Consider the following 26,702-nt stretch of genomic DNA (forward strand, 5'->3'; position numbering starts at 1 on the left):
CACGGTGGCACGCAGGCCGGTCCGATCAAAGCAACGCGCAATCCAATCTCGGCCCCGATAGAGAAAGCCGACGCTGCGTTTGGCAGCCTGCCGGCAAATAACGTTCGTGGCCGCTCATCCGCGCCGGTCCAGCCTGGCGACCAGCCGGTCGCCGACCCACTGGATGCCGCAAACGAGAATGATCAGCACAATGACCACGGCGACCATGACGCTGGTCTCAAAACGCTGGTAGCCATAGCGGATGGCGAGATCGCCGAGCCCGCCGGCACCGATGGCGCCGGCCATGGCCGAAGCGCCGATCAGCGTTACCAGCGTCACCGTGAAACCGGCGACGATGCCGGGCAAAGCTTCGGGCACCAGCACCTCGCGGATGATCGTCCAGCGGTTGCCGCCCATGGCGCGCGCCGCCTCGATCAGGCCGCGATCGACCTCGCGCAGCGACACTTCGGCGATGCGGGCATAGTAGGGCGTCGCCGCAATCGACAACGGCACGATCGCCGCCCAGGTGCCGATCGAGGTGCCGACGATCAGCCGCGTCACCGGGATCAGCGCCACCAGAAGGATGATGAAAGGCACCGAGCGGAAGCCGTTGATGACGGCGCCGAGCGCGCGGTTCACCCACAGGCTTTCGGCAATGCCGCCGCGCTCGGTGGCAATCAATGCCAGGCCGAGCGGCAGCCCGAAGACGAGCGAGATGAGGCCCGATGCCGCCGTCATCAGGACCGTCTCCCAGATCGAGCGCAGCAGAAGTTCAAACAGAACCGGCGACATGGCCAAGCACCTCCACCCGTGCGTCGCGGGCCTTCAGGAATGCGATTACTTTCGACAGATGTTTCGGATCGTTGCCCGCGACCGCAAGGAACAGCGTGCCGACCGGCTGCTGCTGGACATGGTCGATGCCACCATGGACGAGGCGGAACGGCCCCGGCACCGCCACCGCAAGATCGGACAGCAGCGGACCGCGCGCGGCCTCACCTGCGACGTCGACCCTGAGGATGAGCTCGGCGCCGCCTCCGGGAGCAAGCCGGCCGGCAATCTCGGCCGGCAGTTGCGGGCGGATGCCGCCGAGCAGGCTCCTGGTGATTTCGGAACGCGGCTCGGCAAAGACCGACCACACCGGGCCTTGCTCGACGATGCGCCCGGCATCGATCACCGCGACGCGGTCGGCGATCGAGCGGATCACCTCCATCTCGTGGGTGATGAGCAGGATGGTCAGGCCGAGCTGCCGGTTGATGTCTTTCAGCAAGGCCAGGATGGAGCGCGTCGTCTCCGGATCGAGCGCTGAGGTCGCCTCGTCGGACAGCAGCAGCGCTGGCCGCGCGGCCAGCGCCCTGGCGATGCCGACGCGCTGCTTCTGGCCGCCCGACAGCGAGGACGGATAGGCCTTCGCCTTCTCCGACAGGCCGACGAGGTGGAGCAATTCGGCGGCGCGCGCCAGCCGTTCGGCCTTTGGGCGGCCCTCGATCTTCAGCGGCAGCGCGACATTGTCCTCCACGGTCTTGGCCGACAGCAGATTGAAGTGCTGGAAGATCATGCCGATGCGACGCCGCAGCGGCTGCAATTCACGCTCGCCGAGCCGGCCGATCTCGCGGCCCTCGATGAAGACGTCGCCGGAGTCCGGCCGCTCCAGCCCGTTGAGGCAGCGGATCAGCGTCGACTTGCCGGCTCCGCTGCGGCCGATGATGCCGAGGATCTCGCCCTTCTTCACCGTCAGCGAGACGCCGTCGAGCGCAGGCGTCGCGCCAAAGCGGCGCTTGAGGTCGACGAGGCGTACGACATCTTCTTGCCCGGCCGATATATTGACCGGACCGGATGCCTCGGCCGTGACGTGCTGGTTCATCTCACTGTCCGTTTCAACGCTCGACAAATGCGACAGCGGCCCGCTCAACAGCGGGCCGCCTGCTCCTGACAACCAGGCGCCAATCAATAGGCGCTGATCCCGGTGCCCTTGTAGACCTTGTCGAACTCGGCCTTGACCGCCTCGTTCTGGTAGGACGCGACCAGCGTCTTCACCCACGCCTCGTTCTCGTTGCCGGATTTCACGGCGATGAAGTTGCGGTAGGGGTTGTCGGCCACTGGCTCCTGGGCGATGCGGTTGTCCGGGCCGAGACCGCTCTTCAGCGCCCAGTCGGTGTTGACGACAGCCGCGTCGAGATCCTCGACCGAGCGGCCGACAATGCCGGCGTCCAGTTCCTTGATGACGACCTTCTTAGGGTTCTCGGCAATGTCGGCGGTGGTCGCCAGGATGCCGGTGCCGTCCTTCAGCTTGATCACGCCTTCGTTCTGCAGAACGCGCAACGCGCGGCCCTCATTCGAGGGGTCGTTGGGCAAGCCGATGACGGCGCCTTCGGGCAGGTCGGCAACCTTGGTGTATTTCTTGGAGTAGAGGCCGATCGGCCAGACGCCGGTGTAGCCGACGCGCACGATGTGGTACCCTTGGGTCTTGATCTGGTTGTCGAGATAGGGCTGGTGCTGGAAGGCGTTGGCGTCGATCTCGCCGCGCTCGAGCGCCTCGTTGGGCTGGGTGTAGTCGTTGAACACCACGGTCTCGACGGTCAGGCCTTTTTCGGCGGCCTGGGCGACGACGACGCGCCAGACATCCTCATCCTCGCCGCTGATGATGCCGACCTTGATAGACTTCTTGTCCTCGGCGAAGGACGGCGTCGGCTGAGCCAGACCGGCAAGCGTGACGGCCGAGGCAAAAAGTGCCGCAAGGGCAGCTCGCCGGCTGATGGCTGAAAAAAGAAGAGAGCTGGAAGCGTTTCCGCGTTCGGACATTGTCGATCCCTCGTAATCCTGAAGTCATTGCGGCGAGGTGGAATACCAAGCCTTGACGACATCATCGGCAATGCTGCTTGCCGGATCAAAGAACCGCATTTCTTCTCAAACACGAAGCCGGGAATATTCTCTCAAAGATTTCGCAATTGCGAGAACGGTCACGCCGGACCGGTCAGAATGTCTCGACAAAGGGCCGCAGCTCGACCTCGAAGCTCCAGGCGCTGCGATGCTGGCGATGGGTCGCGAGATAGGTCTGCGCGATCGCATCGGGCGACAGCTGGCTGTCCGGTCGCTCGGGCTTCGTCCCGACCGGCTCGATCTGGCCGTCGATAATGAAATGGGCGACATGGATGTTCTTCGGGAAGAGTTCGCGCGCCATCGACTGAGCCAGACCGCGCAGGCCGAATTTCGGCATGGCAAAGCCGGCGGAGTTGGGAAAGCCCTTGATGCTGGCGGAGGCGCCGGTGAAAAGAATCGAACCGGAGCCGCGCGCAAGCAGCCGCCGCGCCGCTTGCTGGCCGACCAGGAAGCCGCCATAGGCGCCGACAAGCAAGGCTTGTTTGACCGCATCGGGATCGACCTCGGCGATCGGGCCGCGCGTGCGGCCGCTGGCATTGAAGACGGCAAGGGCCAGCGGGCCTTGCTTGTCGGCGGCGTCAAACAGGCCGGCGACGGAGGCCGGATCGGCGACGTCGGTTTCGACGGCCAGCGCGCCGGTTTCCCCGACCAGCGCCGCGAGTTTGGCCGTGTTGCGGGCGGCCAGCACCACAAGATAGCCTTCCGTGGTGAGAAGGCGTGCCAAAGAGGCGCTCAGGCCCGCACCCGCGCCGGCGATCACTGCGACTTCGGATGCCATGTCGTTTCTCCTTGGCGATGACGTGTTCGTCTCATAGCTGGCGTCTTGAGCGGCGAGACGCAAGAACGGCGTTGCTCGATTTTCGCTGTTCGGTGAAAAACTCTGCCGGCAGGTTCGGAGCAATCGACCGCGGCCAGGGTCTTGCCTGGCGAGACAATCCGTCCGACAGGTGATTGCGTTGGAATCGCAAACGGTGTCGCAAGGGAGTCGACCGTGGAACCAATCTGGGCCGTCGGCCTGATGACCGGCACCGTGCTTGACGGCAATATCGACGTGGCGCTGATCAAGACCGATGGCGAGCGGATCGCCGATTTCGGCACCTATACGCTGGCCCCCTACCCCGCAGCGATCCGTGCCTTGCTGGAGGAGACGCTGCGTCAGGCCCGGGTGTGGAATTTCGACGGGCCCGAGCCGGCGATCTTTGCCGAAGCCGAGGAGGCGCTGACGCGGGCGCAGTCGGCGGCGGTGAAGGACCTTGTCGAAAGCTACGGCCTAACCATAGGCGATATCGGCGTGGTCGGTTTTCACGGCCAAACCGTGCTGCATCGTGCCCCGCAACCCGGGCGGCGCGGCGATACGCGCCAGTTGGGCGATGGCGCGCTGATGCATTCCATTTTGGGCGCCAAGGTCGCCTATGATTTCCGCTCGGACGATGTGCGCGCTGGCGGCCAGGGCGCACCACTGGCGGCTGCCTACCACGCGGCGCTTTTGAGGGAAGCCGACGCCAGCGGGGACACCGCTGTGCTCAATCTCGGCGGTGTCGGCAACGTCACTTGGTGGGACGGCAAGGACAACATCGTCGCCTTCGACACTGGCCCGGCCAACGCGCCGCTCAACGATTTCATCAAGGCAAACGGCCTCGGCGAGATGGACCGCGACGGCGCACTGGGCGCGGCCGGCACCGTCGATGAAGTGCGGCTGGCCAAATTGCTCCAGCATCCGTATCTGACCAAGCCCTATCCGAAATCGCTCGACCGTTTCGACTTCGGCGCCGCCATGGCCGACGGCCTCAGCGCAGAGGATGGGGCGGCGACGCTGACGGCCTTCACCGTCTCGGCCGTCGGCAAGGCGCTCGATTTGTTGCCGCGCCGGCCGAAGCGCCTAGCGGTCAGTGGCGGCGGCCGCCGCAACCCGACGATGATGGCGATGCTGGCGAGGCGCGCCAACGTCGAGGTGGTGCAGGCCGAGACACTGGGCTGGAAAGGCGATGCGGTGGAGGCCGAATGCTTTGCCTTCCTTGCCGTGCGCGTGCTGCGCGGCCTGCCGATCAGCTTTCCCAGCACCACCGGCGTGCCGCGGCCGATGCAAGGCGGGCGGCTGGCAGGTTAGAGCTTCTTCTGCAGGAAGATGCGGCTGCGGCCGATGGGAAAGTCAGGCAGCTCGCCGAAACGCCGGTAGCCTTGCCGCTCATAGACTTTGGCCGCTGTCGGATTGAACGTGTCGATCCAGGCGGTCTGGCAGCCCCGGGCGACTGCTTCGCGCTCGGCAGCGTCCAGCATGTCGCCGGCCATATGCTGGCCGCGCAGGCGTTCGTCGACCCACAGCCATTGCACATAGAGCCAGCCCCAGGCGGTGTATCCCGAAATGCCGGCGACGACAGCGCCGTGCTCGTCACGAACGAAGACCGCGATCGGCTTGCGGCCGGAGGGGCCGACATCGCCGTCATTGAACGCCGTCAGCCGCTCGGCCAGGAAGGCGAGGTCGTCTGACGAGGGGTCGGCAGTGGTTTCAAGCGTCGTCTTCATCCGGGCGGGGCTCGCATGGCAAGCCAAGCTCTAGCGAAGGACGGGATGAGGACGCAAGCTTTACGGCTTGATGGGCGGCGGCGACCGCCATGACCCCGCTGCTGCCGCAACCAGCATCAGCACGGCGGCAACGATCGCGCAGATGGCAAAGCCGAATGTCGAATAAAGCGGCCCGAAGCTGGTGGTGCCGATGAAGACGGCGAGGTAGGTGACCGAACTGTTCAGGCCCATGATGGTGCCACGGCGCGACGGATCGAGCGCGGTAAGGCGCATCACCAGCACGTTCAGGCCGAAATGATTGGCAAGGCCCCATATGGCGATCATAGCCAGGATCAGCACGAAATTGCTGCTTGCGAGCGCGATGGCGACATAGACGACGGCGACCAGCAGATAGGCGAAGGGCATGACGCGCCGCGCGCCGATGCGGTCGATGACGCCGTCGAGGAAGGCCGCGGCGCCGAAGCCGGCGCCATAGGCGAGCGCGGCCAGCGCATTGGCGCTGACGGGCTCGCCCAGATCCTGGTGCAGATGATCGCCGAGATAGCCGTAGACGCCGTAAAAAGCGGTCATGAAGGCGGTGCAGGCGATGAGCAGCGGCACGATCCCCGGAATGGCCAGCGCAACGAACGGCGACGGTGCCGGGCCGCTCTTCCTGACGTCGCTGAGCGAGGTCATCGACAAGGCAGCAAGCGCAATGGCGGAAAGCACCGCGACGGCGGCGAAGACGGCGCGCCAGTGCACGAGATCGGCAAGCACGGCCGACAGCGACACGCCGGCCACCATGGAGACCGTCCAGCCGGTCAGCACGACGCCGATCGTGCCGCTTTCGCGGCCGGGCGGCGCAATTGCCGCTGCACTGGCATAGATGGCCGGCATGGCGACGCCGGCGGCGATGCCGGCGACGGCCTGGGCCGCGACCAGCATGATCACCGTCGGCGCCAGCGCGCTGGCGAGAAGCCCGACGGCCAGAAGAAGCAGCGCGCCCTGCAGCATGCGGCGGGCGCCGACGCCGTCGATATAGCGGGCGAGGAACAACGCGCTGGCCGAAGTGCCGAGGCCGAAGGCGGCCGACGCGGCCATCACCGCCGGCACGCTGGTGCCGAAGGATGCGGCGACTGCCGGAGCAATTGGACCCAGGACCAGCGAGTTCGAGCCGATGACGGCGATGCAGCCGGTCAGGAGATAGGCCAGCGCCGGGATCGGCTGATGGAGCGTTGCAGCTTGATGCGCGTTCGTCATCGGGTCATAATGGCCGAACTGAATTCCGCGACAACAAGGAATTTCGATATGGACGAAGAAACAGATGGGGTTCTGCAGAACAAGGTAGCTCCCCGAGAGCTCGACGCAATCGACCGAAAAATATTAGGCGTGCTGGTCGAGGATGCGACGATCAGCTACGCCGAACTTGGCGAACGCGTCTGCCTGTCGCCGCCGGCGGCGCATGAGCGGGTCAAGCGCCTGCGGCGCAGCGGCGCCATCCGCGGCACGGCTGTGATCATCGACCCGAAGGCGGTGAAAAAGCCGCTGCTCACCTTCGTGCATATCGATACCAAGGGCTGGGGCAAGACGCCGGAGCTGATGGCCGTTTCGCAATATCCTGAGGTCGAGGAAATCCATTCGGTGGCCGGCGACACCTGCCTGCTGCTCAAGGTCCGCACCGAGGACACCAGGGCGCTCGAAGGCCTGCTGGCGCGTCTCTACGAAACGCCCGGCGTCACCTCGACGCGAAGCTATGTCGTGCTGTCGACCTATCTCGAGCGCCCGGTGCAGCCCGAGATCACGGCGCAATGGCCGACGCCCCGGCATATGGCCACGCCGTTGTACTGATCTGCGCTATCTTCGTCTTGCCGGGGCCACAACAATCCTTCACAAACGGCACCCTATATTGATGCCAGGCATTGATTTGGGGTGACGAGAGGCGCGGCTTGGAATTCGAACTGAAAACCATCGAGGCGCTGGCCCCCGATCAGGCGTCGCTAAGCGCCGCCTCGAAGCTCACCAAGCGCTCGAACTGGCCGCGGCTGGAGAAGAACGAGCAGCAGGCGCTGATCTGGGGCGAATGCCAGGGCTCGGGATCCAACCCCTATCGCACCGTCGTCGACACCGGCGACCACGGCTACAAATGCACCTGCCCGTCGCGAAAATTTCCCTGCAAGCACACGCTGGCGCTGATGTGGATCGCCGCCACGGCGCCGGCCAGCTTCACATCAGCCGAAACAACGCCGGAATGGGTCAATGACTGGCTTGGCCGGCGCAGGAAGAGTGCGCCCCCGCCGGTCGACGCAAAGTCTGGCAGGGGCGCGTCTGGCAAGAGCATTGGCGAGGCCTCGCAGGCAGAGGAAAGCACCGTCGATGACGCCGCCGCGACGGAGCGCCGCGAGACGGCGCAGCGCAAGCGGGCGGAAGATACGCGCACCGCGGTGGCAGGCGCGCTGGACGAACTCGACCAGTGGATTGCCGACCAGCTGCGGCTCGGCCTTTCCGCCTTTGCCGACGCCAGCAGCGAGCGCTGCCGCCGCATTGCCGCCAGGCTGGTCGACATGAAAGCAACGGCGCTTGCGGGACGCATCGACGAAATCCCGGCCCGGCTAATGGCGCTGCGCAGCGAGGAACGGCCGGACGCGGCGATCCGCGAACTCGGCAAGCTGGTTTTGCTGGCCAAGGCCTGGCGCTCGGCGCCAGACGATCCCGAATTGAAGCGGCTGGTGTCGGCATCCGAAACCCGCGACCAGGTGCTGGCCAATCCCGATGCAAGACAGGTCGACAGCCAGTGGGAAGTCATCGGCGAGAAGATCGAGACCCGCCGCGACGGCCTTGTCAGCCATTCTACCTGGCTGCTCGACCTGAAAAGCCCGACGCCGCAATTTGCGCTGCTACTCGATTTCTTTCCGGCCTCGGCCGGCCGCCGCTCTGCCGCGTTCACACCTGGCGACCGGTTCGATGCAAGGCTGGTGTTCTATCCGTCACGCCAACGGCTGCGGGCGCTGGTAGCGGAGCGCAAGGGCGATGTCGTGTCGGGCGCCTGGCCGGATTTCGGCCTCGGCATTGTCAAGGATCCGCTGGCGGCGCATGCGGCGCACCAGGACGCAGCACCCTGGTCGACCGATAGCCCGCTGATGCTGCCTGCCGGCGCGATCCTGCTCGATGAGCGCGGCACCGCCTGGTGGCAAGCGGCGCACGACCCGCAAGGGATCGCCCTGCCTGTCGCCGGAACCGTCGATCAAACCGTGCTCGGTCTCGACCTTTCGGCAACGGCAGCCCTGTGGAACGGCGCGCGGCTCGATCTGCTCGCCGCGCAAAGCGGCTTCGGGAGGCTCGATCTGTCATGAACGAGCTCGAGCAAACCGGCCTGGCGACGATGCGCGACTGCTGGATCACCGGCGGAACTGCGTTCGATCTGGCGCCAGCCGCGTGGAAGGAAATCGCCGGCGGCGCAAGCCCGGACGAACGGGAGCGGCTGTTGCTGGCCATCGCCGCGCAGGCGCTCGATGTGGGCTTAAGGCCAGCCGCGCCGAAGTCGCTGAAGCGGCGCCCGCCGCTGCCGAGGCTTGGCCTGCCGCTGCTGCCGGAGCGGTTGCGGCCGCTGTTGCGGGCTGCCTTGAAGAACACCGCCGATGCGCGGCGCAAGGCGCGCGTGGCGACGCTCGTCGCCGGCCGTGGCTACGTGCTGCATCCGATGGACTGGATGCCGTCGGCATCAGACCAGAACAGCCCTGACATCTATGCGCCGTGGATCGACTGGCAGGCCAGCGTCGAGGGGCTGAAGATTGCGCCGCAGGAGCAACTGACGGTGCAGAACTGGGATGACTTTTACCCCGCCGCGCGCCGTATCGCGTTGACCGAGATGCGCCGTCGCGATCCGGCCACGGCCCGCAGCCTGATGGAAGCGAAGGCGCCCGGCGAGCCGGCGGAAGTCCGGCTGGCACTGATCGAACTCATGCATTTCGGCCTGACGCCTGAGGACGCGCCGTTCCTGAAAAGCCTGGCCACTGACCGCTCCGGCAAGGTGCAGGAACTGGCGAGCCGGCTGCTGGCGAGGTTGGGCGAGCACGGTCGTGTTGGTGGCGGTGCCGACGATCCCGTTGCCGAACTTGCCGCCTTCATCGCAGAAGGCAAATCCGGCTTTATCCGCCGCCGCACCACCTACACCCCGGCAAAACTCAAATCCCCGGCGCAGGAAAAGCGCCGCGCCGAACTGTTCGAGACCTGCAATCTGGTCGACCTTGCTTCCCGATTTGGGGTCAGCGAACCCGATTTCATTGCAGCCTGGCAGTTCGGTGCCGACAACAATGCCGACATCCAGATCTCACGAATGGTCGCCGCGTCGGGCAGCGACGCTGCAGTAACGCAGATGGCCGACACGCTGATCGCCGAGGGTGGCAAGCCGGCACTGTTCGTGCTGCACCTGACACCGCGCCTGGATAGCCGCAGGAAGCGTGTCCTGGTCAGATTGATCCTGAAAGATACGCCGCAGTATATTAGCGCGCTCACCCTTGCCGAGGGCTTCGAAGCCAACTGGCTGGAATGGCCCGACATGACGAACGGCCAGGGCTTGGCGGCATTGCGTTCGGCTGTCGCCGGCGATGATGACGCTATGAAGCGAACCGCCGACGACCTGCTGGAAACGATGGGCTTTCTGGCCACTGCGGCGACAGGGGAAAAATTGATCGAGCATGTCGTTGCGGCTGGCATGCCGCCGGCGGCAGCCTCGCTCGCTTTCCTGCGCCTCAACGCGGCCCTGACGGGAACCAACACATGACAATCCGGAGAACAGCACCATGAACGCAGCCATCCGCCTCCCTGTCGAGCAGGCCTATGCCGCTGAACTGCAGGCGCTGGCGCGCAATGACGAACGCCAGAAGCCGGCCGGATGGAGCCTGTCGCCGAAGGCCGTGCTGACCTATCTGCTCGGCGGCAAGGCAAGCGACGGCACCGTGATATCGCCGAAATATGTTGGCCGCCGCCGGCTGATGGAAACCGCGGTGGCGACACTCGCTACCGACCGCGCGCTGCTGTTGCTCGGCGTTCCCGGCACCGCCAAGTCCTGGGTGTCGGAACATCTCGCCGCCGCCATCATGGGCAACTCGACGCTAATCGTGCAGTGCACGGCCGGCACCGACGAGAACCAGGTCCGCTACGGCTGGAACTATGCGCAGCTTTTGGCCAAAGGGCCGAGCCAGGAGGCGCTGGTGCCGACGCCGCTCTACCGCGCCATGGAGAGCGGCAAGCTATGCCGCCTGGAAGAGTTGACGCGCATGGGCTCCGATGTACAGGATACGCTGATCACCGTGCTGTCGGAAAAGATGATGCCGATCCCGGAACTCAACACGTCGCTCTATGCCCAGCGCGGCTTCAACATCATCGCCACCGCAAACAACCGCGACAAGGGCGTCAACGAGCTGTCCTCGGCGCTGAAACGCCGCTTCAATGTGGTGGTGCTGCCGCTGCCCGAGGACATGGCGGAAGAGGTGGCGATCGTCTCCAAGCGGGTCGACGAGATGGCCGGCGGGCTCGACCTGCCGGTGCCGAAAAATGTCGGCGAGGAGATCGCTCGCGTGTTGACCATTTTCCGCGAGCTGCGCTCGGGCGCAACCGCCGACGGCAAGGTGACGCTAAAGACGCCTTCGGGTTCGCTCTCGACCGCCGAGGCGATCGCCACCATGGTCGGCGGCCTCAGCCAGGCGGCGTGGTTCGACAGCGGCAAGCTCGGCGCCGAAGGCCTCGCCGCCAGCCTTGTCGGTGCCATCGTCAAGGACCCGGTGCAGGACAAGGTGGTGCTGGAGGAATATCTCGAAACGGTGCTCAAGAAGCGGCCGGACTATGCCGGCTATTACGCGGCGCTGAACGCAGCGATCTGAGGTCATGAGCGACGTCGCCTATTTCGGCATCCGCCATCACGGGCCGGGCTCCGCCGACAGCCTGGTGCAGGCGCTGCGGGACTTGCAGCCGGTCGCGGTGCTGATCGAAGGGCCGAGCGACGCGTCCGCCCTGCTGCCATTGCTGGCGCGCCCGCAGATGCAGCCGCCGGTGGCGCTGCTCTGCTACCCCGAGGACGATCCGGCCGCGACAAGTTTCTGGCCGTTCGCCGAGTTCTCGCCGGAATACCAGGCGGCGGTGTGGGCGGTGGAGAACAAGGCGGCATTGCGGTTCATCGACCTGCCGTCATCGGCACGGTTCGCGGCACCGGCAACCGACGACACCGACAAAACGGCTGACGCCGACAAGCCCGAACCCAAGGACGAAACCGGTGAGGATGGCGAGCCCGCATCGCATCGCGACCCGATCGGCACGCTGGCTGCGGCCGCCGGCTATGAAGATGGCGAAAGCTGGTGGGCCGACATTATCGAGCAGAATCCGCAGCCGGGTCCAATCTTCGCTGCCATCACCGATGCGATGACGACGCTGCGCGACGGCGAAGGTGCGATCGCGCCGTTCGAGGCCAAGCGTGAAGCGCATATGCGATTGGAAATCGCCGCCGCGCGCAAGGAATTCGCCGGACCGATCGCCGTCGTCTGCGGCGCATGGCATGTGCCGGCCCTGCAGGCCGCGCACACGCAGAAGAACGACCAGGCGCTGATCAAGGGAATTGCCCGGCGCAAAAGCATCATGACATGGGCGCCATGGACCGGGCCGCGTCTTGCGCTGGGCTATGGTTATGGCGCTGGCGTCGTCGCGCCCGGCTGGTGCAAACATCTGTGGCTCACACGAGGGCGGCGCGACGCCGCGACGCTGTGGCTGGCGACGATCGCGGCGGTGCTGCGGGCGAAGGGCCATCTGGTGTCGACCGCGTCGCTGATCGAGGCCGAGCGGCTTGCGCGCACACTGGCTGCCATTCGCGAGCGGCCGAAGCCCGGCTTCGAGGAATTGCGCGATGCCGCGATCGCGGCGCTGTTCAACGGCGAAGCGGTGCTGTGGGCGCTGGTCGAGGCCGAGCTGCTTTTGGGCGCGGATGTCGGCGAGATTCCGCCCGACACGCCGCTGGCGCCGCTGATCGAGGACCTGCAGCGCAACCAGAAGGCGGCGCGGCTGAAGCCGGAGGCGCTGGAACGCGAGCTGTCGGTCGATCTGCGCAGCGAAAGCGGACTGTTTCGTTCGACATTGCTGCACCGGCTGAACGTGCTTGGCGTGCAATGGGGCAGGCTGGCCGACGCCGGCCGCAGCCGCGGCACCTTTCGCGAAAAATGGACGCTGGCCTGGGAGCCGGAATATGCCGTGCGCCTGGTCGAGAACCTGATCTACGGCCCGACTATCGAAAAGGCCGCCAATGGCCGCCTGATCCAGATGCTCGGTGCGGCCGCGAGCCTCGACACGCTTGCCGCCCTTGTCCAGAGCGCCATTACCGCGGATCTGTCGGAGGCCGCGAGCGCCGGCCTTGTAGCGTTGGAGGCGCGCGCAGCGCACAGCAGCGAATGCCTGGAGATGCTGGCCTCGGTGCCGCCGCTTGCCGACATCATCCGTTACGGCGAGGCGCGCAAGACCGAAACCAACCGGCTGTCCGGTTTGTTGGAACGGTTGATCGTCGAAGGCGCGATCGCGCTGCCCTATGCGGTGCGCGACCTGGACGAGCAGGCCGCCACCACGCTGGTCGGTGCTGTGCGCAAGGCCGACACGGCGATCCGGCTGGTCGAGCCCGGCGAAGGCGTGCTCGATGCATGGCGCAACGGCCTGACCGGCGTGCTGGAAGGTCCGGGCTCGACGGCGCTGCTCGCCGGCTGCGCCGCGCATCTGCTCTATGAAGCCGGCCAACTGTCGGCAGAGGACGCCGCCGGGCTGCTCGGACGCAGGCTGTCGCCGGGGACGCCGGTCGCCCAGGCAGCGGGGTTCTTCGAAGGTTTCTTCAGCACTGCCGGCCAGCGGCTGATCTACGACGAGGGCCTGCGCGGCGCCGTCGATGGGTGGCTGAAATCGCTCGACGAGGACGCTTTCATCGCGCATCTGCCATTGCTGCGCCGCGTCTTCTCCAATCTGGACTCGATGGAGCGGCGGCGGTTGATCGAGGCCGTGCTCGGCCGCACCGCAAGGTTGCCGGCCGGCCTGACGCCGGCGCCGGATGGCGGCGAGGGCTGGCGCCGTCACCTGGAGCGGCTTGGGCCATTGCTGGCGGGCGGAGTGTGACAATGGATGACGAAGCCGAAGTGCCCGAACCCGGCCCAGCATCCTCCGATAGCGGGCGCGAGCGCCGCTGGCGGCTGGCGATCGGCGCCGATGACGAGGCTTCCTCCGCCCTTTCCAGTGATGACAAAAAACTGTCTTCGGCGCTCGATGCGCTTTACGGCGACGGCGCCAATGCGGATGCCGACCCGCGCAAGCGGCGCGGCGGGCTCGGCCGCTCGGCGCCACGCGTGGCGCAATGGATGGGCGATATCCGCTCCTTCTTTCCCGCCCAAGTGGTCCAGATCGTCCAGAAGGATGCCTTTGAGCGGCTGAACCTGAAGCAGATGCTGATGGAGCCGGAATTCCTCAAGGCGATCGAGGCCGACGTCAACCTCGTCGCCGACCTGATCTCGCTGCGTTCGGTGATGCCGGCCAAGACCAAGGACATCGCCCGCACCATTATCGCCGACATCGTTGCCAAGCTGATGCAGCGGCTGGAGCAGAAGACCGCCGAGGCGATCCGTGGCGCGCTCGACAAGTCGCGACGCACCAACCGGCCGCGCCAACGCGACATCGACTGGCCGCGCACCATCTCGGCCAATCTTCGCCACTACCAGCCTGAGCACAAAACCGTCGTGCCGGAAAAACTGGTCGGCTTCATGCGCAAGCAACGCCGGCTGGTCGATCTCGACGAAGTGGTGCTGTGCGTCGACCAGTCCGGCTCGATGGCGAGCTCGGTGATCTACGCCTCGATTTTCGCCGCGGTGATGGCGTCGCTGCCGGTCGTGCGCACCAAGCTGGTCTGTTTCGACACGGCCATCGTCGACCTGACCGAAGAGCTCAGCGACCCGGTCGAGGTGCTGTTTGGCGTGCAGCTCGGCGGCGGCACCGACATCAACCAGGCGGTCGCCTATTGCGCCGACCGCATCGAGCGGCCGACCAAATCCCACTTCGTGCTGATCACCGACCTCTATGAGGGCGGCAACGGCCAGGACTTGCTGCGGCGGCTTGCGGCGCTGGTCCGGTCCGGCGTCAATGTCATCGTGCTGTTGGCGCTGACCGATCAGGGCCGGCCGGGCTATGATCAGGCGATGTCGGCTTCGGTCGCGGCACTTGGCATACCGGTCTTCGCCTGCACGCCGGACCTGTTTCCCGACATGATGGCGGCGGCGTTGCGGCGCGAGGATATCGGCGCCTGGGCAGCCGGCGCCGACATAAAGCTGATCCGCGCCGAGACGGAGCCGAGCAGTCAGGCCTGACTATTCGAACGAATAGGCAAACCCGTCAGTGGAAGCGCTGACGGTCACCTTGGTCATCTTCTCGCCGTCGAGCGACCGGTTCAGCACGCCGCGGCTGAGTTCCGGCAACAGCGTGTTGGTGAGGATGGCGTCGATCATGCGGCCACCAGACTCGATTTCGGTGCAGCGCGCCTTGACCAGCGCCATGACGCCGTCGCCGATCACCAGTTCGGCGTCGTGGCTGGCGCGCAGCCGCCGCGCGATCTTGCCGAACTGATGGCGGGTGATGGCCTCGATCATCGAATCCGAGAGTGGATAGTAAGGGATGGTCACGACGCGGCCGAGGAAGGCCGCTGGAAACACCTTCAGCAGTGGAGCGCGCAGTGCAGCATCGAGGCCGTCGAGCCCTGCCCTCACCGTGCCGTTGCCGGTCCGCTCCATGATGACTTCGGAGCCGACATTGGACGTCAGCAGGATCAGCGTGTTCTTGAAGTCGATGCGCCTTCCCTCGCTGTCATCCATCATGCCCTTGTCGAAGACCTGGAAAAAGATCTCGTGGACGTCGGGATGGGCCTTCTCGACCTCGTCGAGCAGGATCACCGAATAGGGTTTTCGGCGCACGGCCTCGGTGAGAATGCCGCCTTTGCCGTAGCCGACATAGCCGGGAGGCGCGCCCTTGAGCGTCGAGACGGTGTGGGCTTCCTGGAACTCGGACATGTTGATCGAGATCAGGTTCTGTTCGCCGCCATAGAGCGTCTCGGCCAAGGCCAGGGCCGTCTCGGTCTTGCCGACGCCGGAGGGGCCGCAGAGCAGGAACACGCCGACGGGCTTTTCCGGCGCTCCGAGCCCGGCGCGGCTGGTTTGCACGCGCTTGGCGATCATCTCCATGGCGTGATCCTGGCCGACGACACGTTCGGACAGCGTGGTGGCCAGCTTGAGCGCCTTTTCGGTCTGGCTGGACAGCATCCGTCCCGTCGGGATGCCGGTCCAGTCCTGGACCACGGCAGCGACCGCATTGCGGTCGACCGACGGCAGGATCAGCGGCGTCTCGCCTTGCGCCGTGGCAAGCTCGGCCATGAGTTCACGCAGCCGCGCCAGATCGGCGACAGGATCTGACGGCGCAGCTTCGGCAGCCGGCGCTTCGGTCTCGGACGCTTTGGCCTTCGGCTTTTCAGGCTCGGACGTTTCGGCCTTGGGCGGTTCAGCCTTGGGGACCTTGGTCTTTTCTTCGTCCGGCGCTGCTGGTTCGGCATCGGCCTCAGCTGCCGCCACCGCATCGAGCGGGACGCCGTCGCCGCGCAGCCGCGCGCGCAGTTCGAGGATCTCGGCAACCAGCGCCTTTTCGCGCTCCCAGCGCTCCTCGGCGGCGGCGAGCATGGTCCCGGTCTCAGTGAGCCCGGCCTCGACCCGCGCCTGCCGGTCAGTTACTTCGATGCCGATCGCTGCCTCGCGGCCGATGATGCCGCTTTCGACCTCGAGCGCCTGGCGGCGCCGCAAAATGTCCTCGACCTCGGCCGGCGTCGCATGCTGCGAGATCGCGACCCTGGCGCAAGCCGTGTCGAGCAGGCTGACCGCCTTGTCGGGCAATTGCCGCGCCGGGATGTAGCGATGCGACAGGCCGACCGCCGCCTCGATCGCCTCGTCCAGGATCTGCACCTCGTGATGCTGTTCGAGCACGCCGGCTACACCGCGCAGCATGAGCACGGCCACCGCTTCCGACGGCTCGTCGATCTTGACCACCTGGAAACGGCGGGTCAGCGCCGGGTCCTTTTCGATGTGCTGCTTGTATTCGGCCCAGGTCGTTGCGGCGATGGTGCGCAGTTCGCCACGTGCCAGCGCCGGCTTCAGCAGATTGGCGGCATCGCCGGTTCCCGCTGCACCGCCGGCGCCGATCAGCGTGTGCGCCTCGTCGATGAACAGGATGACCGGCGTTTCGGATGACTGAACTTCGTCGATCACCGCCTTCAGGCGCTTCTCGAACTCGCCCTTGACGCTGGCGCCGGCCTGCATCAGGCCGACGTCGAGCATGCGCACGCTGATGCCTTGCAGGGGCGGCGGCACGTCGCCCTGGGCGATGCGCAGGGCAAACCCCTCGACCACCGCGGTCTTGCCGACACCGGCCTCGCCGGTCAGGATCGGGTTGTTCTGCCGGCGCCGCATCAGGATATCGATGATCTGCCGGATCTCCGGGTCTCGGCCGACGACCGGGTCGATCTTGCCGTCATGGGCGCGCTGGGTGAGGTCTGTGGCGTATTTGGCCAGCGCGGAATCCCCGCCCGGAGCTCGCCGCGGCGCCTCCGCGGTGGGAGCCACTGCTGCCGTGGCGCGGGCTTCGAGCGAACCGTCCACCACCTCGGCAAAGCGGGCGATGACCCCGTCGGCGTCGATCTTGTCGAATTCGCCGCTGATCTTCGCCACCAGGCCTTCCAGCACCGGCGTCTTCAGGCAGGCGAGCACGATATGGGCGCTGCGGACCTCCTCCATGCCGAATTCCAGCGTCGCCAGATTCCAGGCTTCCTGGATGGCGTGGAAGATGTGGTCGGAAAATTCCTCGATCGAGGTGGCGCCGTAGGGCAGCTTGTCGACGGCGCGGGTCATTTCGGTGGTAAGCCGGCTGGCATCGACGCCGGCATCGGCAATGATCATCTGCACATCCGAACGCTCGGACAGCACCAGTTGTTCTATGAAATGGACGAGTTCGACGTAAGGATTGCCGCGCAGCTTGGCGCTGTCGGCGGCGGCCTTGAAGGCGCGCAGGCAGACCGGATTGAGCTTGCCAACCAGTTCCTTGCGTTTGAACCCCTGCGACGACCGGCGCTGTTCCATCGAACGTGCTCCTGCAATCTGCCCGTCGACAGCCTGCCACATAAGCAGCCGCTTGACAAAGCGCTTGATGCAGCCGGCCTTTCTCTTTGTGGAGAGTCCCGCGCCGCCAAATGCAGACAACCACGATTTTTTATAATCCTATGCGATGCGCTTCACATACGAGGTCGGGCAGGCGCGCCATGAATTGCGCCATCCGAGACGCAGTTGCACCGACATTCATTAGCGCTCGTTAACTTTTGAGCGGATGGCGAATTGTGGGAATATGCAACCGTGTGCTAACGTTGGGTCACGTACGGTTTTAGAGCCGGTCGCCGGGGGTATCTGTGATCGATCTCGCACTCTGGCTTGCTCCGCTGGACGGTGAAAATCCGTCAGGCGAAGACTTGCGCAACGATCCGGCTTTTCATGAGCTGGAGCGGCTCACGGAGCCGCAGGTCAAGGTCGTCCATGACGGGCGCAACAAGCCAGCCGCGCAATCGACCATTCCGGTCGACTGGCCTGCCGTGCTCGGCAAGGCCGAGGAGTTGCGTTCGCATGGCCGCGACCTGCGCTTGCTTGTCATTGTCGCACGGGCGCTGGCCAATGAAGAGGGGCTGGCCGGACTGGCACAGGGCCTGACCCTGATTTCAAGGACCTTCGAGACGCATTGGGAGACGATGCATCCGGCGCTGCGGGCCAGCCCCCAACCACGCGAGGCCGCCTTGCGCCGCCTCAACGCGCTGGCCGACCTGCAGAACGGCCAGGAAGGCCTGCTGGCGAACCTCAGGCAGATGGTCTTCTTCGCTCCTCGTCCCATCGGGCCGATCAGCGGACGCGATCTCGAACAGGGTGCGCTCGACGATCGCGTCATGCTTCAGGAAGCGGCGTCGGGATTGAATGCCACGGAGAAGGCAGCGCTGGTCAGCGCGCACGGACAGCTCCTGAACCGGGTGGGCAGCGGTTGTGCCGCCCATCAGGACCAGGCCGGTGAACAGATGACAGCGCTCATCGCCGGGGCGCACGCAGCGATCGAGGCGCTCGACGCGGTCGATACGGCCCTGAATGCCCGTCTTGACAGCAACGGGGCTGCCGTCCCGGACCTGAAACGATTTTTGCAGCGCGTGCTGACGACGCTGGAACGCAACACGGCGGTCGAGACCACGGAAGAGGCAGCGACGAAGGGAGCCGCCAGCCCGGCTGCTGCCGCGGCAAGCCCGGCCGCGCCGGTCAGAAACGGTCATGGAGCCGAGACGATGGCAAGCTACGCTGAGACCGGTGCGGGGCTCCCGGACAGGATTTCCTCGCGCGACGATGTGGTGAAGTGCCTAGACCTTGTGGTCGCGTTCTACGACCGCACCGAGCCGTCGAGCCCGATCCCGCATCTCGCCCGCCGGGTGCGCAGGATGGTGCACATGGATTTCGTTGAACTGATGGAAGACCTCGCCCCGTCGGGGCTCAAGGAATTCCGGCTGCTCGCCGGCGTTCCCGACGCCAAGAAGACTGCCCAGAAGGATGAAAGGTAGCAACACATGCCAGCCGAAAGCAAAGCGAAGGTCATCGAGCGAAATCGCGCCCCGCGCGTGCAGATCGCCTACGATGTCGAAACCTACGGCAGCCCGACGACGATTGAACTGCCGTTCGTCATGGGCGTGATGGCCGACCTGTCGGGCGCATCGCAGACCAGGGAAGCGTCCAAGACGGTGCTCGACCGTTCCTTTGTCGAGACCGATGCCAACCGCTTCCCCAAATTCATGGAAGCGCTGGGACCCAGGGTCAAGGCGCGGGTGAAGAACACGCTGCCGCAGGCCGAGGGACAGGAGCGCGACGAAGAACTGGCGCTCGACCTGACCTTCACCAAGATGGGCGATTTCGCCCCCGACAAGATCGCCGAACAGGTCCCGCAACTGGCCGAAATCCTCAAGATGCGGCGCCAGCTCGAGGAGCTGCTCGGCTTCATGGACGGCCGCGTCGATGCCGAAAAGCGCATCGCCCAATTGCTGAACAACCAGCCGCTGCTTGGCCAGATCGCCGCCCAGGCGCTGTCCGACGACAAGGGTGAGGAATAGATCATGGCCGAACAGCAAAAGACCGCAGCATCCGTCGCCGAGGCCGAGGCCGTCGATCTCGGTGAATTCAGCCAGCTCTTGGAGAAGGACTTCAAGGTCAAGAAGGACGACAGCGAGAAGCTGCAGCAGCTGGTGCGCAACCTGGCTCTGGCGGCGCAGTCGCGCTCCGAGACGACGACGATCTCGTCCAACTCGATCAAGTCGATCAAGTCGTTGATCGCCGGTATCGACAAGATGCTGACGACCCAGGTCAACGAAATCCTGCACGCGCCGGAAGTGCGGCAGATGGAAGGCACCTGGCGCGGCCTCTGGTACCTCATCAACAACACCGAGACGGATCAGAAGCTGAAGATCCGGGTGATGAACATTTCCAAGGAGCAGCTGGCCGATACGCTCGAAGACTATGAAGGCCAGATGTGGGACCAGAGCCCGATCTTCAAGAAAGTCTACACCGACGAGTATTCGATGCTCGGCGGCGAACCGATCGGCTGCGTCATCGGCGCCTACGAGTTCTCCAACCACCCGCGCGACGTCGGCCTGTTGCGCAACATCTCCGGCATCTGCGCCTCGGCGCACACGCCGTTCATCGCCGCCGCCTCGCCACGGCTGTTCCGCATGGACAGCTGGCAGGAACTGCCCAACCCGCAGGACCTGCAGCAGATCGTCTCCAACCCGGCCTACGCCTCGTGGCAATCGCTGCGCGAGAGCGAGGATGCGCGCTATATCGGGCTGACCATGCCGCGCGTGCTGGCGCGGCTGCCCTACGGCTCCGAGACCGTGCCGGTCAAGGGCTTCTCCTTCGAGGAGGAAGTGCAGGGCGACCACAACAAATATGTCTGGATGAACGCTGCCTTCCCGATGGGCGTCAACATCAACCGCAGCCACAAGCTCTATGGCTGGGGCACCCAGATCCGCGGCGTCGAAAATGGCGGCACGGTGCTTAACCTGCCGGTGCACTCGTTCCCGACCGATGACGGCTCGATCGCGATGAAATGCCCGACGGAAGTCGCCATCGACGACCGGCGCGAGGCGGAACTGGCCAAGCTCGGGCTGATGCCGATCCTGCACCGCAAGAACACCGATCTCGCGGCCTTCATCGGCGCCCACTCGCTGCAGGATGACGAGACGCGGGCGGGCCGCCTGGTCGACCCCGACGCCCAGTCCAACGAGCGGCTCTCTGCCAACCTGCCCTACCTGTTCCCGGTCTCGCGCTTTGCCCACTACCTCAAGGCGATTGCGCGCGACAAGGTCGGCTCGTTCAAGGAACGCACCGACATGCAGATCTGGTTGACCGAGTGGATCAACCGGTACGTGCTGGCCAACCCGGCCTTCGCCGACGACAAGGCACGCGCCAAGCGTCCGCTTGCCGCCGCCGAGGTGCAGGTCGACAGCGTGGAGGGCCGGCCGGGCTACTACAACGCCCGCTTCTATCTGCGCCCGCACTACCAACTGGAGGGCATCAACGCCTCGCTCAGGCTGGTGTCGGAATTGCCGTCCGTGAAGACCTGATTGCAGCAACCAAACCTTTGTTTGAAAGCGGTGGAGAACGAAAATGCCCACAATGAAGATCGATGGTTTTCTGAAAGTTCCGGATATCAAGGGGCCCAGCACGCGCGACGGCCATGACGACGAGATCGAAATCCATGGCGTCGATTACAAGATGGTCGCGCCCTACGACCCCAATTCCCTCTCGCGCCGAGGCCGCGTGTCGATGGGCATGATCAAGTTCACCAAGCACTACGACAAGGCCTCACCCTATCTGGCCAAGGCCCTGTTCGAAAACAAGGCGCTGGACGAGGTCAAATTCTCCGCTCGGCGGACCATCGACGGCGAGAGCAAGGACTATCTGGTCGTTACCCTGACCGACGCCTCGATCATGGAATACGACATGTCGCAGGCCGATGATGAAGCCGACCTGATCCAGGAGGAAGTCTCCTTCGCCTACAAGAAGATCAAGTTCGTCTATGACGACAATGACGAAGCCGAAATGGATGTCTATGTCGGCAAGTGAGGGGCGAGCAAAGCGCCCTGCCGCCGACAAGGTACAGGCGGGCGGTTCACGGGCCAAGCGCGAGGCGGTACAGCCTTCGCTGTGGGACCGCCTCGTCAACGATCTGCCGGGCGTGAGCTCGGAGATAGACGGGCTCAGGCAGGCTCTGCAGGAGGAGCTTGGCGCAGAGCGCCTGGACGAGCTGCTGGCAGACGGACCGAGGCGCATCGACGCCGATGACGCATTGAACCCCGATCAGAAGCGCCGGCTGCACCGGCTGGCGTTTCAGAACCGGCACCGTGGCGAGCTTGAAAGCCGAGGCATCGTGGTGTCGCCCGATGTGCTGCGCGAGGCCGTGCGGCGCGACATCGAGGCGCTGTTCAACACCGAGCGTTTCGAATCCGCGCCGCTGCTATCCGATCTCGAGGCCGAGCAGATGACCGACAGTCCGACATCGCTGGCCGACTTTCCGGAGGTGCGCCGCAGCGTTGTCAATTATGGCGTGCCGTCCTTCTCCGGCCGGTCGTCGCGCGACTTCGATCGCGATGTTCTGGCTCGCGAGATCCGCGCCGTGCTCGCCGCATTCGAGCCGCGGCTGAAGGAGAGCGCGACGAAAGTCACGGTCAACCTCGGCGACAAGACCGGCCTGAAGATCGAGATCGACGCCGTGCTGATCATGACGCCGACGCCCGAGCGCATGCGCCTGCGCACGACGATCAATCTCGACAACGGACTGGCGCGCACCGAGTTCAGGGAAGCCTGAGAGATGGACCGGGTCTTCGTAGAATATTACGAGGAGGAACTGTCCCACATACGCGGGCTGGCGGCGGAGTTCGCCGACATGCATCCGGCGGTTGCCCGCAATTTGTCGCTGGATACGGTGCCGTGTCCCGACCCCTATGTCGAGCGGCTGCTCGACGGCGTCGCCTTCCTCGCCGCGCGCACGCGCCTGAAGGTGGATGCCGAGCGCTCGCGGTTTTCGCGCAGCATCCTCGACGTGCTTTATCCCGATCTCGTCACGCCGGCGCCGGCAACCGCCATGGTGGTGCTGAAGCCCGGCCAGCAGGTGCAGACAATGCTTGCCGGCCATGTCGTCAAGCGCGGCACGCGGCTGGTCTCCAGCTTGCAGGCCGGCCTGTCGACGCGCTGCACCTTCACCACCGCGCAGGACATGACGCTGTTTCCGATCGCGATCAGTTCGGTCGGCTATTTCCAGGACCGCAGCGCGCTTGCCGCCGCCGGTATTGGCCCGATCAGCGGCAAGGGTGGCGAAGCGGCACTTCGCATCACGCTTGCCCGGACCGGAAAGGGCAAGCTCGACGAACTGGCGCTCGACCGGCTCGACTTCTATTTCGCCAACCGCACCAAGGCGCCGCTGATCTTCGACGCCATCTTCGGCGTCTGCTCCGGTGTCGGCGCACGACCGGAAGGCAAGACCAATCCATTGTCGCCGCTACCGGCGCCGGAGATGGTGGGCATCGCAGATGCCGAAGCGCTGATGCCGCGCACGCGGCCGACCTTCGAAGGCTACCGCCTGCTACGCGAATATTTCATGATGCCCGAGCGCTTCCATTATGCGCGCGTCACCGGCTTGCTGCCGGTCGTGCGTAAATGCCAGGCCGGGCTCGAAATCGTCTTTTTGTTCAGGCGTCCCGTGCCCGAGCTCGCCGACCTGACGCCGGCGGATTTTGATCTGTTCGCGACGCCGATCATCAATCTCTTCGAGCGCGAGTGCAACATCGTCGAGCTCGACCAGCGCAAGACGCGGCAGGTGCTGCATGCCGACCGCACGCGGGCGCGCGACTTTGAAATCTACCGCGTCATCCGCGTCGAAGACGCCGATGCCGAGGGACCCGACGCGGAGATACCGGAACTCTTCAGCCTTGGGCAAAATCGCGGCAGCGGCTGGGTCTATTCGACGGAGCGGCGGCCGCGCCGGCCGACCGAGGACGAGCGGCGCCAGGGCGTGACGCGGACCTCCTATGCCGGCGACGACGTCTTCCTGGCGATCTCGCGCCCGGTCCACAGCCAGGCCAACAGGCCGCTCAAGCGCGTCGATATCATGGCGCTTTGCACCAATCGCGACCTGGCCATCCTCGACGACACGCCGACCCTGACGCTGGAAGCCGGCGACCCTGTGGAGACGGTCCGGCTGCTCGGCGCATTGCGTTCGCCGCAGCCGGCGATCCCGGCAGCGCTGCCGCACGGCGCCGACGGCGAGTCGCGCGCCGACGACCTGGCCTGGCGGCTGGTGTCACAGCTGGCGCTCAACTTCCTCAGTCTGGCCAAGGAAGGCCGCGGCGTCGATCCGCTGCACGCGCTGCTCGATCTCTATGCCGAGCGCGGCGACCCCGGGCTCGCCCGCAATGTGCGCTCGATCGTGCGCATCGACTCGCGCGCGGTGATCGAAAGGCTGGCGATCGAAGGGCCGATGTGCTTCGGCCGCGGCACGGAAGTGACGCTGCATGTCGACCAGTCGGTGCTGGCGGGACAGAGCACTCTGCTGCTGTCGGGCCTGCTGTCGCGGCTGTTTGCCCGCCATGCCGGCATTAACGGGTTCGTGCGCACGCGCACGCGGTTGCTCCAGAAACAGGAGGATGTGCCATGGCCGATGACGCCCGGCAATCGCTACCTGATCTAGAGCGAGCCGCAACCCTGTCCGAGAGTTTCGACTTTTTCGAACTGCTGCGCCGGCTCGAACGGCAAGGCGGCCTGTTCGGCCATTCCGGCCGGCCGGACCGCGAGCCGGCAAGGCTCGGCCAGAATGTGCGGCTGTCCTTCGCAGTGCAGGACGTGGTGGATTTCCGCGAGCCGACGGACAAGTCGCCGGCACGCGTCACGGTCAACAATCTCGGCCTGCTCGGACCCGAAGGGCCGATGCCACTGCATCTGACGCGCTGGGTGCTCGATCGCCTGTCGCAACGCTGGTATGCCGGCGCCGAGGCGCGGCAGACGAGCGACACGACCTTCGTCGATTTTGTCAATATCCTGCAGCACAGGATGATCGCGCTCTACTATCGGGCCTGGGCGGATGCGCATCCGGCTGTGCAGGTCGAACGCGGTGTCGGGGGCCGCGTCCGTTCCATGCTGGAAGCGATGGCCGGCATCGGGCTGCCGGGCACGCAGGATGCCGAACTCGATACAGTAAAACTTCGCCAGGCCGCCTCGCTCGCTGCCCAAGTCGACGGCCCCGAGCGACTGACGCTGTTCCTGGCCGAAGCCTTCAAAGTGCCGGTGGTGCTGAAGGAGTTCGTCGCGGCCTGGATGACCATCCCCAAGGCGCTGCAGACGCGGCTTGCCGGCAGCTATGCCACGCTCGGCCGCAGCGCCACCATCGGCCCGCGCAGCTTCAGCCGGCAGAGCCGCATCGAGCTGCGCATCGGCGCGCTCAGCTATATCGATTACAAGGCCTTCCTGCCGGGCGGTGAGCGGCTGAAGCTGTTGAAGCAGGCGGTGCGCGACCTGATCGGCGAGACCATCGATGTCGATCTCAGGATCGTGCTTGCGGCAAAGGCAGTGCCGCCGGCGAAGCTCGGCACCGTCCAGCTTGCCCGCACCACCTGGCTGGCGCGACCGGTCGAAAAGGGGGACGCCGACGACATGCGGTTGCGGACCATCGTCGGCTGGCGGGAAGAGGTGGCGGCATGAGCCTGCTTCTGACTCTCGAACAGGGACCACGCGCGCAAGCCACGCGGCAGGCGCGGCTGGACGAGGGCGAGCTGGTAATCGGCCGCAGCGCCGACGCCGACTGGCAGATCAACGATCCCGACATGTTCGTCTCGCGCGCCCACTGCAAGATCACCAGCAAGCAGGGCGGCTATTTCGTCACCGATACCTCCAGCAGTGGGTTGTTCATCGACGATGCCGCCAGCCCGCTCGGCGCGGGAAATACCGCGCGCCTGCAAAGCGGCATGCGACTGCGACTGGGCGACTATGTGGTGTGGGTCGATTTGCAGACGGCGAAGACCGAGGCGCCGGCCTCCAGGCCTTCAGCGCCTGCCAGTAAGCCGGCGGCGTCGCGGGCGCCGGTCAGCCTCGGCGGCGACGATTTCTTTTCGTCCACCACGGAAGAAGAGCCGGGACGGCCACGCCCTGCCAACCTGCCCGATCCGTTCGAAAAGCCGGTGCCCGGCGCATTCGCGCGTGCGCGGTCCGATGAACGCAGCTCGCAGGCGTTCGACGATCCGTTCAGCCTCGACCCTGTGGCAACGCCGGTGGCCGAGCCCACTGACAGAAACGGCGCCAAGCCATCGTTCGACGATCCCTTCGGCCTCGACTCCGCGCCGCTGTCGAGAGAGCCGAGCAGATCCAATCCTGAGAAGCTGCCGGCCTACGATGACGGGTTTGGTTTCGGCCCTGCCGGGTCCACCAGCCTCGACGCCGGCGTGACGGATGGCGGTGCAACCGATGCGCCCTCGCCTGCCCCCTCTGCAGCGCCCTGGGATCTGCCAGTCCGCGCGGTCGAGCCATCGCCACCGCAGCCACCGCCTCCCCCGTCTCCACCGCCACCACGCGCTCCTGTCCGCCAATCCGCGGCGCGGCCGTCAGCCGGACCGTCGGACGCGGAATTGCGCGCCGCTTTCCTGCGCGGCATGGGCATGGACGAGGCCGATTTTCCCGGCGGCGATCCGGTGGCCGACATGGAAAAATTCGGCCGCGAATACCGGCTGATGATGGAAGGCCTGATGCAGCTTTTGCGCAAGCGCGCCGAAGAGAAGGGCAATGCCCGCGTCGCTCAAACCGTGGTTGGCGCGTCCGAGGTCAACCCGCTCAAATTCCTGCCTTCGGTCGACGATGCTCTGGTGACCATGCTGGCCGAGCGCAGCCCCGGTTTCCTCGGCGCCGAAGCGGCGATCAAGGACGCGGTGCGCGATCTGGCGCAGCACCACGTTCGTGCCTGGCGCGGCGTGCAAGGCGCGCTCAAGCGCATGATCGACCGCTTCGATCCGGCGGCGATCGAGCAGGAATTGAAGTCGAGTTCGGCGATCGGCAATCTGCTGACCGGCGGGCGCGGCGCCAAGCTCTGGGAATTGTACCAGAAACGCCACCGTGAAATCGCTCACAGCGCCGAGACGCGTTTTCTGGGCGAGATCGGCGCTGATTTTCGTGATGCATATGAGGAGGACTGAG

The 26,702-nt window shown here is 65.6% G+C and carries 22 protein-coding genes; 15 read left to right on the plus strand and 7 right to left on the minus strand.

Features of this window, described 5'->3' with window-relative positions; all coding sequences use genetic code 11:
* Positions 1 to 114: 114 nt before the first annotated feature.
* From NLY33_RS28330 to NLY33_RS28345, 4 genes are all read right to left on the minus strand, one after another.
* Positions 115 to 771 carry a methionine ABC transporter permease gene (locus NLY33_RS28330; RefSeq protein ID WP_023668578.1) on the minus strand — a complete coding sequence of 219 codons (657 nt, stop codon included), beginning with the start codon at positions 769 to 771 and terminating at the stop codon, positions 115 to 117.
* Positions 752 to 1,840, minus strand: a complete 1,089-nt coding sequence (locus NLY33_RS28335) for a methionine ABC transporter ATP-binding protein (protein WP_023704825.1) — start codon at positions 1,838 to 1,840, stop codon at positions 752 to 754. The genes NLY33_RS28330 and NLY33_RS28335 overlap by 20 nt, the downstream gene beginning before the upstream one ends.
* 83 nt (positions 1,841 to 1,923) lie before the next feature.
* Positions 1,924 to 2,778 carry a MetQ/NlpA family lipoprotein gene (locus NLY33_RS28340; protein WP_023668580.1) on the minus strand — a complete coding sequence of 285 codons (855 nt, stop codon included), beginning with the start codon at positions 2,776 to 2,778 and terminating at the stop codon, positions 1,924 to 1,926.
* Between the two features lie 172 nt (positions 2,779 to 2,950).
* The gene (locus NLY33_RS28345; RefSeq protein WP_023704824.1) at positions 2,951 to 3,634 is read right to left on the minus strand and encodes an SDR family NAD(P)-dependent oxidoreductase; all 684 of its coding nucleotides are present in this window, start codon (positions 3,632 to 3,634) and stop codon (positions 2,951 to 2,953) included.
* 213 nt (positions 3,635 to 3,847) lie between these two features.
* Here NLY33_RS28345 and NLY33_RS28350 point away from each other — a divergent pair, with 213 nt between their 5' ends.
* Positions 3,848 to 4,963 (plus strand): anhydro-N-acetylmuramic acid kinase, encoded by a 1,116-nt coding sequence (locus tag NLY33_RS28350; RefSeq protein ID WP_023709179.1) that lies wholly within the window; start codon positions 3,848 to 3,850, stop codon positions 4,961 to 4,963.
* Here NLY33_RS28350 and NLY33_RS28355 read toward each other — a convergent pair.
* Together NLY33_RS28355 and NLY33_RS28360 are read right to left on the minus strand one after the other, a co-directional pair.
* Positions 4,960 to 5,379 carry a GNAT family N-acetyltransferase gene (locus tag NLY33_RS28355; protein WP_023692175.1) on the minus strand — a complete coding sequence of 140 codons (420 nt, stop codon included), beginning with the start codon at positions 5,377 to 5,379 and terminating at the stop codon, positions 4,960 to 4,962. The genes NLY33_RS28350 and NLY33_RS28355 overlap by 4 nt on opposite strands.
* A gap of 60 nt (positions 5,380 to 5,439) precedes the next feature.
* Complete coding sequence (locus NLY33_RS28360; RefSeq protein WP_023704822.1) at positions 5,440 to 6,618, minus strand: MFS transporter; 1,179 nt, start codon at positions 6,616 to 6,618, stop codon at positions 5,440 to 5,442.
* A gap of 48 nt (positions 6,619 to 6,666) precedes the next feature.
* On the opposite strand from NLY33_RS28360, the gene NLY33_RS28365 reads away from it, so the two are divergent.
* The 6 genes from NLY33_RS28365 (at position 6,667) to NLY33_RS28390 (ending at position 14,732) form a co-directional block, all read left to right on the plus strand.
* Positions 6,667 to 7,206 carry an Lrp/AsnC family transcriptional regulator gene (locus tag NLY33_RS28365; protein WP_023724276.1) on the plus strand — a complete coding sequence of 180 codons (540 nt, stop codon included), beginning with the start codon at positions 6,667 to 6,669 and terminating at the stop codon, positions 7,204 to 7,206.
* A 98-nt stretch (positions 7,207 to 7,304) separates the two neighbouring features.
* The gene (locus tag NLY33_RS28370; RefSeq protein ID WP_023684463.1) at positions 7,305 to 8,708 is read left to right on the plus strand and encodes an SWIM zinc finger family protein; all 1,404 of its coding nucleotides are present in this window, start codon (positions 7,305 to 7,307) and stop codon (positions 8,706 to 8,708) included.
* Positions 8,705 to 10,138 (plus strand): DUF5691 domain-containing protein, encoded by a 1,434-nt coding sequence (locus tag NLY33_RS28375; RefSeq protein ID WP_023704821.1) that lies wholly within the window; start codon positions 8,705 to 8,707, stop codon positions 10,136 to 10,138. The genes NLY33_RS28370 and NLY33_RS28375 overlap by 4 nt, the downstream gene beginning before the upstream one ends.
* A gap of 19 nt (positions 10,139 to 10,157) precedes the next feature.
* Positions 10,158 to 11,237, plus strand: a complete 1,080-nt coding sequence (locus NLY33_RS28380; RefSeq protein WP_023687038.1) for an ATP-binding protein — start codon at positions 10,158 to 10,160, stop codon at positions 11,235 to 11,237.
* A 4-nt stretch (positions 11,238 to 11,241) separates the two neighbouring features.
* A complete protein-coding gene (locus NLY33_RS28385; RefSeq protein WP_023708142.1) occupies positions 11,242 to 13,494 on the plus strand; it encodes a DUF5682 family protein in 2,253 nt (750 codons plus the stop codon).
* Between the two features lie 2 nt (positions 13,495 to 13,496).
* A complete protein-coding gene (locus NLY33_RS28390) occupies positions 13,497 to 14,732 on the plus strand; it encodes a VWA domain-containing protein (protein ID WP_023704819.1) in 1,236 nt (411 codons plus the stop codon).
* Here NLY33_RS28390 and tssH read toward each other — a convergent pair whose 3' ends face one another.
* Positions 14,733 to 17,537, minus strand: a complete 2,805-nt coding sequence (gene tssH, locus NLY33_RS28395; RefSeq protein WP_031196234.1) for a type VI secretion system ATPase TssH — start codon at positions 17,535 to 17,537, stop codon at positions 14,733 to 14,735. It lies immediately after the preceding gene.
* A gap of 323 nt (positions 17,538 to 17,860) precedes the next feature.
* On the opposite strand from tssH, the gene tssA reads away from it, so the two are divergent.
* The 8 genes from tssA to tagH are packed head-to-tail and all read left to right on the plus strand — an operon-like array spanning position 17,861 to position 26,701.
* A complete protein-coding gene (tssA, locus tag NLY33_RS28400; RefSeq protein WP_023708140.1) occupies positions 17,861 to 19,039 on the plus strand; it encodes a type VI secretion system protein TssA in 1,179 nt (392 codons plus the stop codon).
* A gap of 6 nt (positions 19,040 to 19,045) precedes the next feature.
* On the plus strand, positions 19,046 to 19,582 hold the full coding sequence (tssB, locus tag NLY33_RS28405) for a type VI secretion system contractile sheath small subunit (RefSeq protein WP_023673718.1): 537 nt from the start codon (positions 19,046 to 19,048) through the stop codon (positions 19,580 to 19,582).
* 3 nt (positions 19,583 to 19,585) lie between these two features.
* On the plus strand, positions 19,586 to 21,091 hold the full coding sequence (tssC, locus tag NLY33_RS28410) for a type VI secretion system contractile sheath large subunit (protein ID WP_023682611.1): 1,506 nt from the start codon (positions 19,586 to 19,588) through the stop codon (positions 21,089 to 21,091).
* A gap of 52 nt (positions 21,092 to 21,143) precedes the next feature.
* Positions 21,144 to 21,593, plus strand: a complete 450-nt coding sequence (locus NLY33_RS28415) for an Hcp family type VI secretion system effector (protein ID WP_023673716.1) — start codon at positions 21,144 to 21,146, stop codon at positions 21,591 to 21,593.
* Positions 21,580 to 22,335 carry a type VI secretion system baseplate subunit TssE gene (tssE, locus tag NLY33_RS28420; RefSeq protein WP_023704816.1) on the plus strand — a complete coding sequence of 252 codons (756 nt, stop codon included), beginning with the start codon at positions 21,580 to 21,582 and terminating at the stop codon, positions 22,333 to 22,335. Before NLY33_RS28415 ends, tssE begins: the two co-directional genes overlap by 14 nt.
* A 3-nt stretch (positions 22,336 to 22,338) precedes the next feature.
* Positions 22,339 to 24,213: a type VI secretion system baseplate subunit TssF gene (tssF, locus tag NLY33_RS28425; protein ID WP_023709681.1), complete on the plus strand. Its 1,875-nt coding sequence runs from the start codon at positions 22,339 to 22,341 to the stop codon at positions 24,211 to 24,213.
* Positions 24,177 to 25,220 (plus strand): type VI secretion system baseplate subunit TssG, encoded by a 1,044-nt coding sequence (gene tssG / locus NLY33_RS28430; protein WP_023673712.1) that lies wholly within the window; start codon positions 24,177 to 24,179, stop codon positions 25,218 to 25,220. The genes tssF and tssG overlap by 37 nt, the downstream gene beginning before the upstream one ends.
* Complete coding sequence (tagH, locus tag NLY33_RS28435; protein WP_023704814.1) at positions 25,217 to 26,701, plus strand: type VI secretion system-associated FHA domain protein TagH; 1,485 nt, start codon at positions 25,217 to 25,219, stop codon at positions 26,699 to 26,701. The genes tssG and tagH overlap by 4 nt, the downstream gene beginning before the upstream one ends.
* Position 26,702 lies beyond the last annotated feature (1 nt).

It is taken from the genome of Mesorhizobium sp. C432A (assembly GCF_030323145.1).
Taxonomy (GTDB): Bacteria; Pseudomonadota; Alphaproteobacteria; order Rhizobiales; family Rhizobiaceae; genus Mesorhizobium.

Coding starts and splice junctions, on each gene's coding strand:
- NLY33_RS28330 (WP_023668578.1), bottom strand. CDS start 771: ATGTCGCCGGTTCTGTTTGAACTTCTGCTGCGCTCGATCTGGGAGACG.
- NLY33_RS28335 (WP_023704825.1), bottom strand. CDS start 1,840: ATGAACCAGCACGTCACGGCCGAGGCATCCGGTCCGGTCAATATATCG.
- NLY33_RS28340 (WP_023668580.1), bottom strand. CDS start 2,778: ATGTCCGAACGCGGAAACGCTTCCAGCTCTCTTCTTTTTTCAGCCATC.
- NLY33_RS28345 (WP_023704824.1), bottom strand. CDS start 3,634: ATGGCATCCGAAGTCGCAGTGATCGCCGGCGCGGGTGCGGGCCTGAGC.
- NLY33_RS28355 (WP_023692175.1), bottom strand. CDS start 5,379: ATGAAGACGACGCTTGAAACCACTGCCGACCCCTCGTCAGACGACCTC.
- NLY33_RS28360 (WP_023704822.1), bottom strand. CDS start 6,618: ATGACGAACGCGCATCAAGCTGCAACGCTCCATCAGCCGATCCCGGCG.
- NLY33_RS28365 (WP_023724276.1), top strand. CDS start 6,667: ATGGACGAAGAAACAGATGGGGTTCTGCAGAACAAGGTAGCTCCCCGA.
- NLY33_RS28375 (WP_023704821.1), top strand. CDS start 8,705: ATGAACGAGCTCGAGCAAACCGGCCTGGCGACGATGCGCGACTGCTGG.
- NLY33_RS28380 (WP_023687038.1), top strand. CDS start 10,158: ATGAACGCAGCCATCCGCCTCCCTGTCGAGCAGGCCTATGCCGCTGAA.
- NLY33_RS28385 (WP_023708142.1), top strand. CDS start 11,242: ATGAGCGACGTCGCCTATTTCGGCATCCGCCATCACGGGCCGGGCTCC.
- NLY33_RS28390 (WP_023704819.1), top strand. CDS start 13,497: ATGGATGACGAAGCCGAAGTGCCCGAACCCGGCCCAGCATCCTCCGAT.
- tssH (WP_031196234.1), bottom strand. CDS start 17,537: ATGGAACAGCGCCGGTCGTCGCAGGGGTTCAAACGCAAGGAACTGGTT.
- tssB (WP_023673718.1), top strand. CDS start 19,046: ATGCCAGCCGAAAGCAAAGCGAAGGTCATCGAGCGAAATCGCGCCCCG.
- tssC (WP_023682611.1), top strand. CDS start 19,586: ATGGCCGAACAGCAAAAGACCGCAGCATCCGTCGCCGAGGCCGAGGCC.
- NLY33_RS28415 (WP_023673716.1), top strand. CDS start 21,144: ATGAAGATCGATGGTTTTCTGAAAGTTCCGGATATCAAGGGGCCCAGC.
- tssE (WP_023704816.1), top strand. CDS start 21,580: ATGTCGGCAAGTGAGGGGCGAGCAAAGCGCCCTGCCGCCGACAAGGTA.
- tssF (WP_023709681.1), top strand. CDS start 22,339: ATGGACCGGGTCTTCGTAGAATATTACGAGGAGGAACTGTCCCACATA.
- tssG (WP_023673712.1), top strand. CDS start 24,177: ATGGCCGATGACGCCCGGCAATCGCTACCTGATCTAGAGCGAGCCGCA.
- tagH (WP_023704814.1), top strand. CDS start 25,217: ATGAGCCTGCTTCTGACTCTCGAACAGGGACCACGCGCGCAAGCCACG.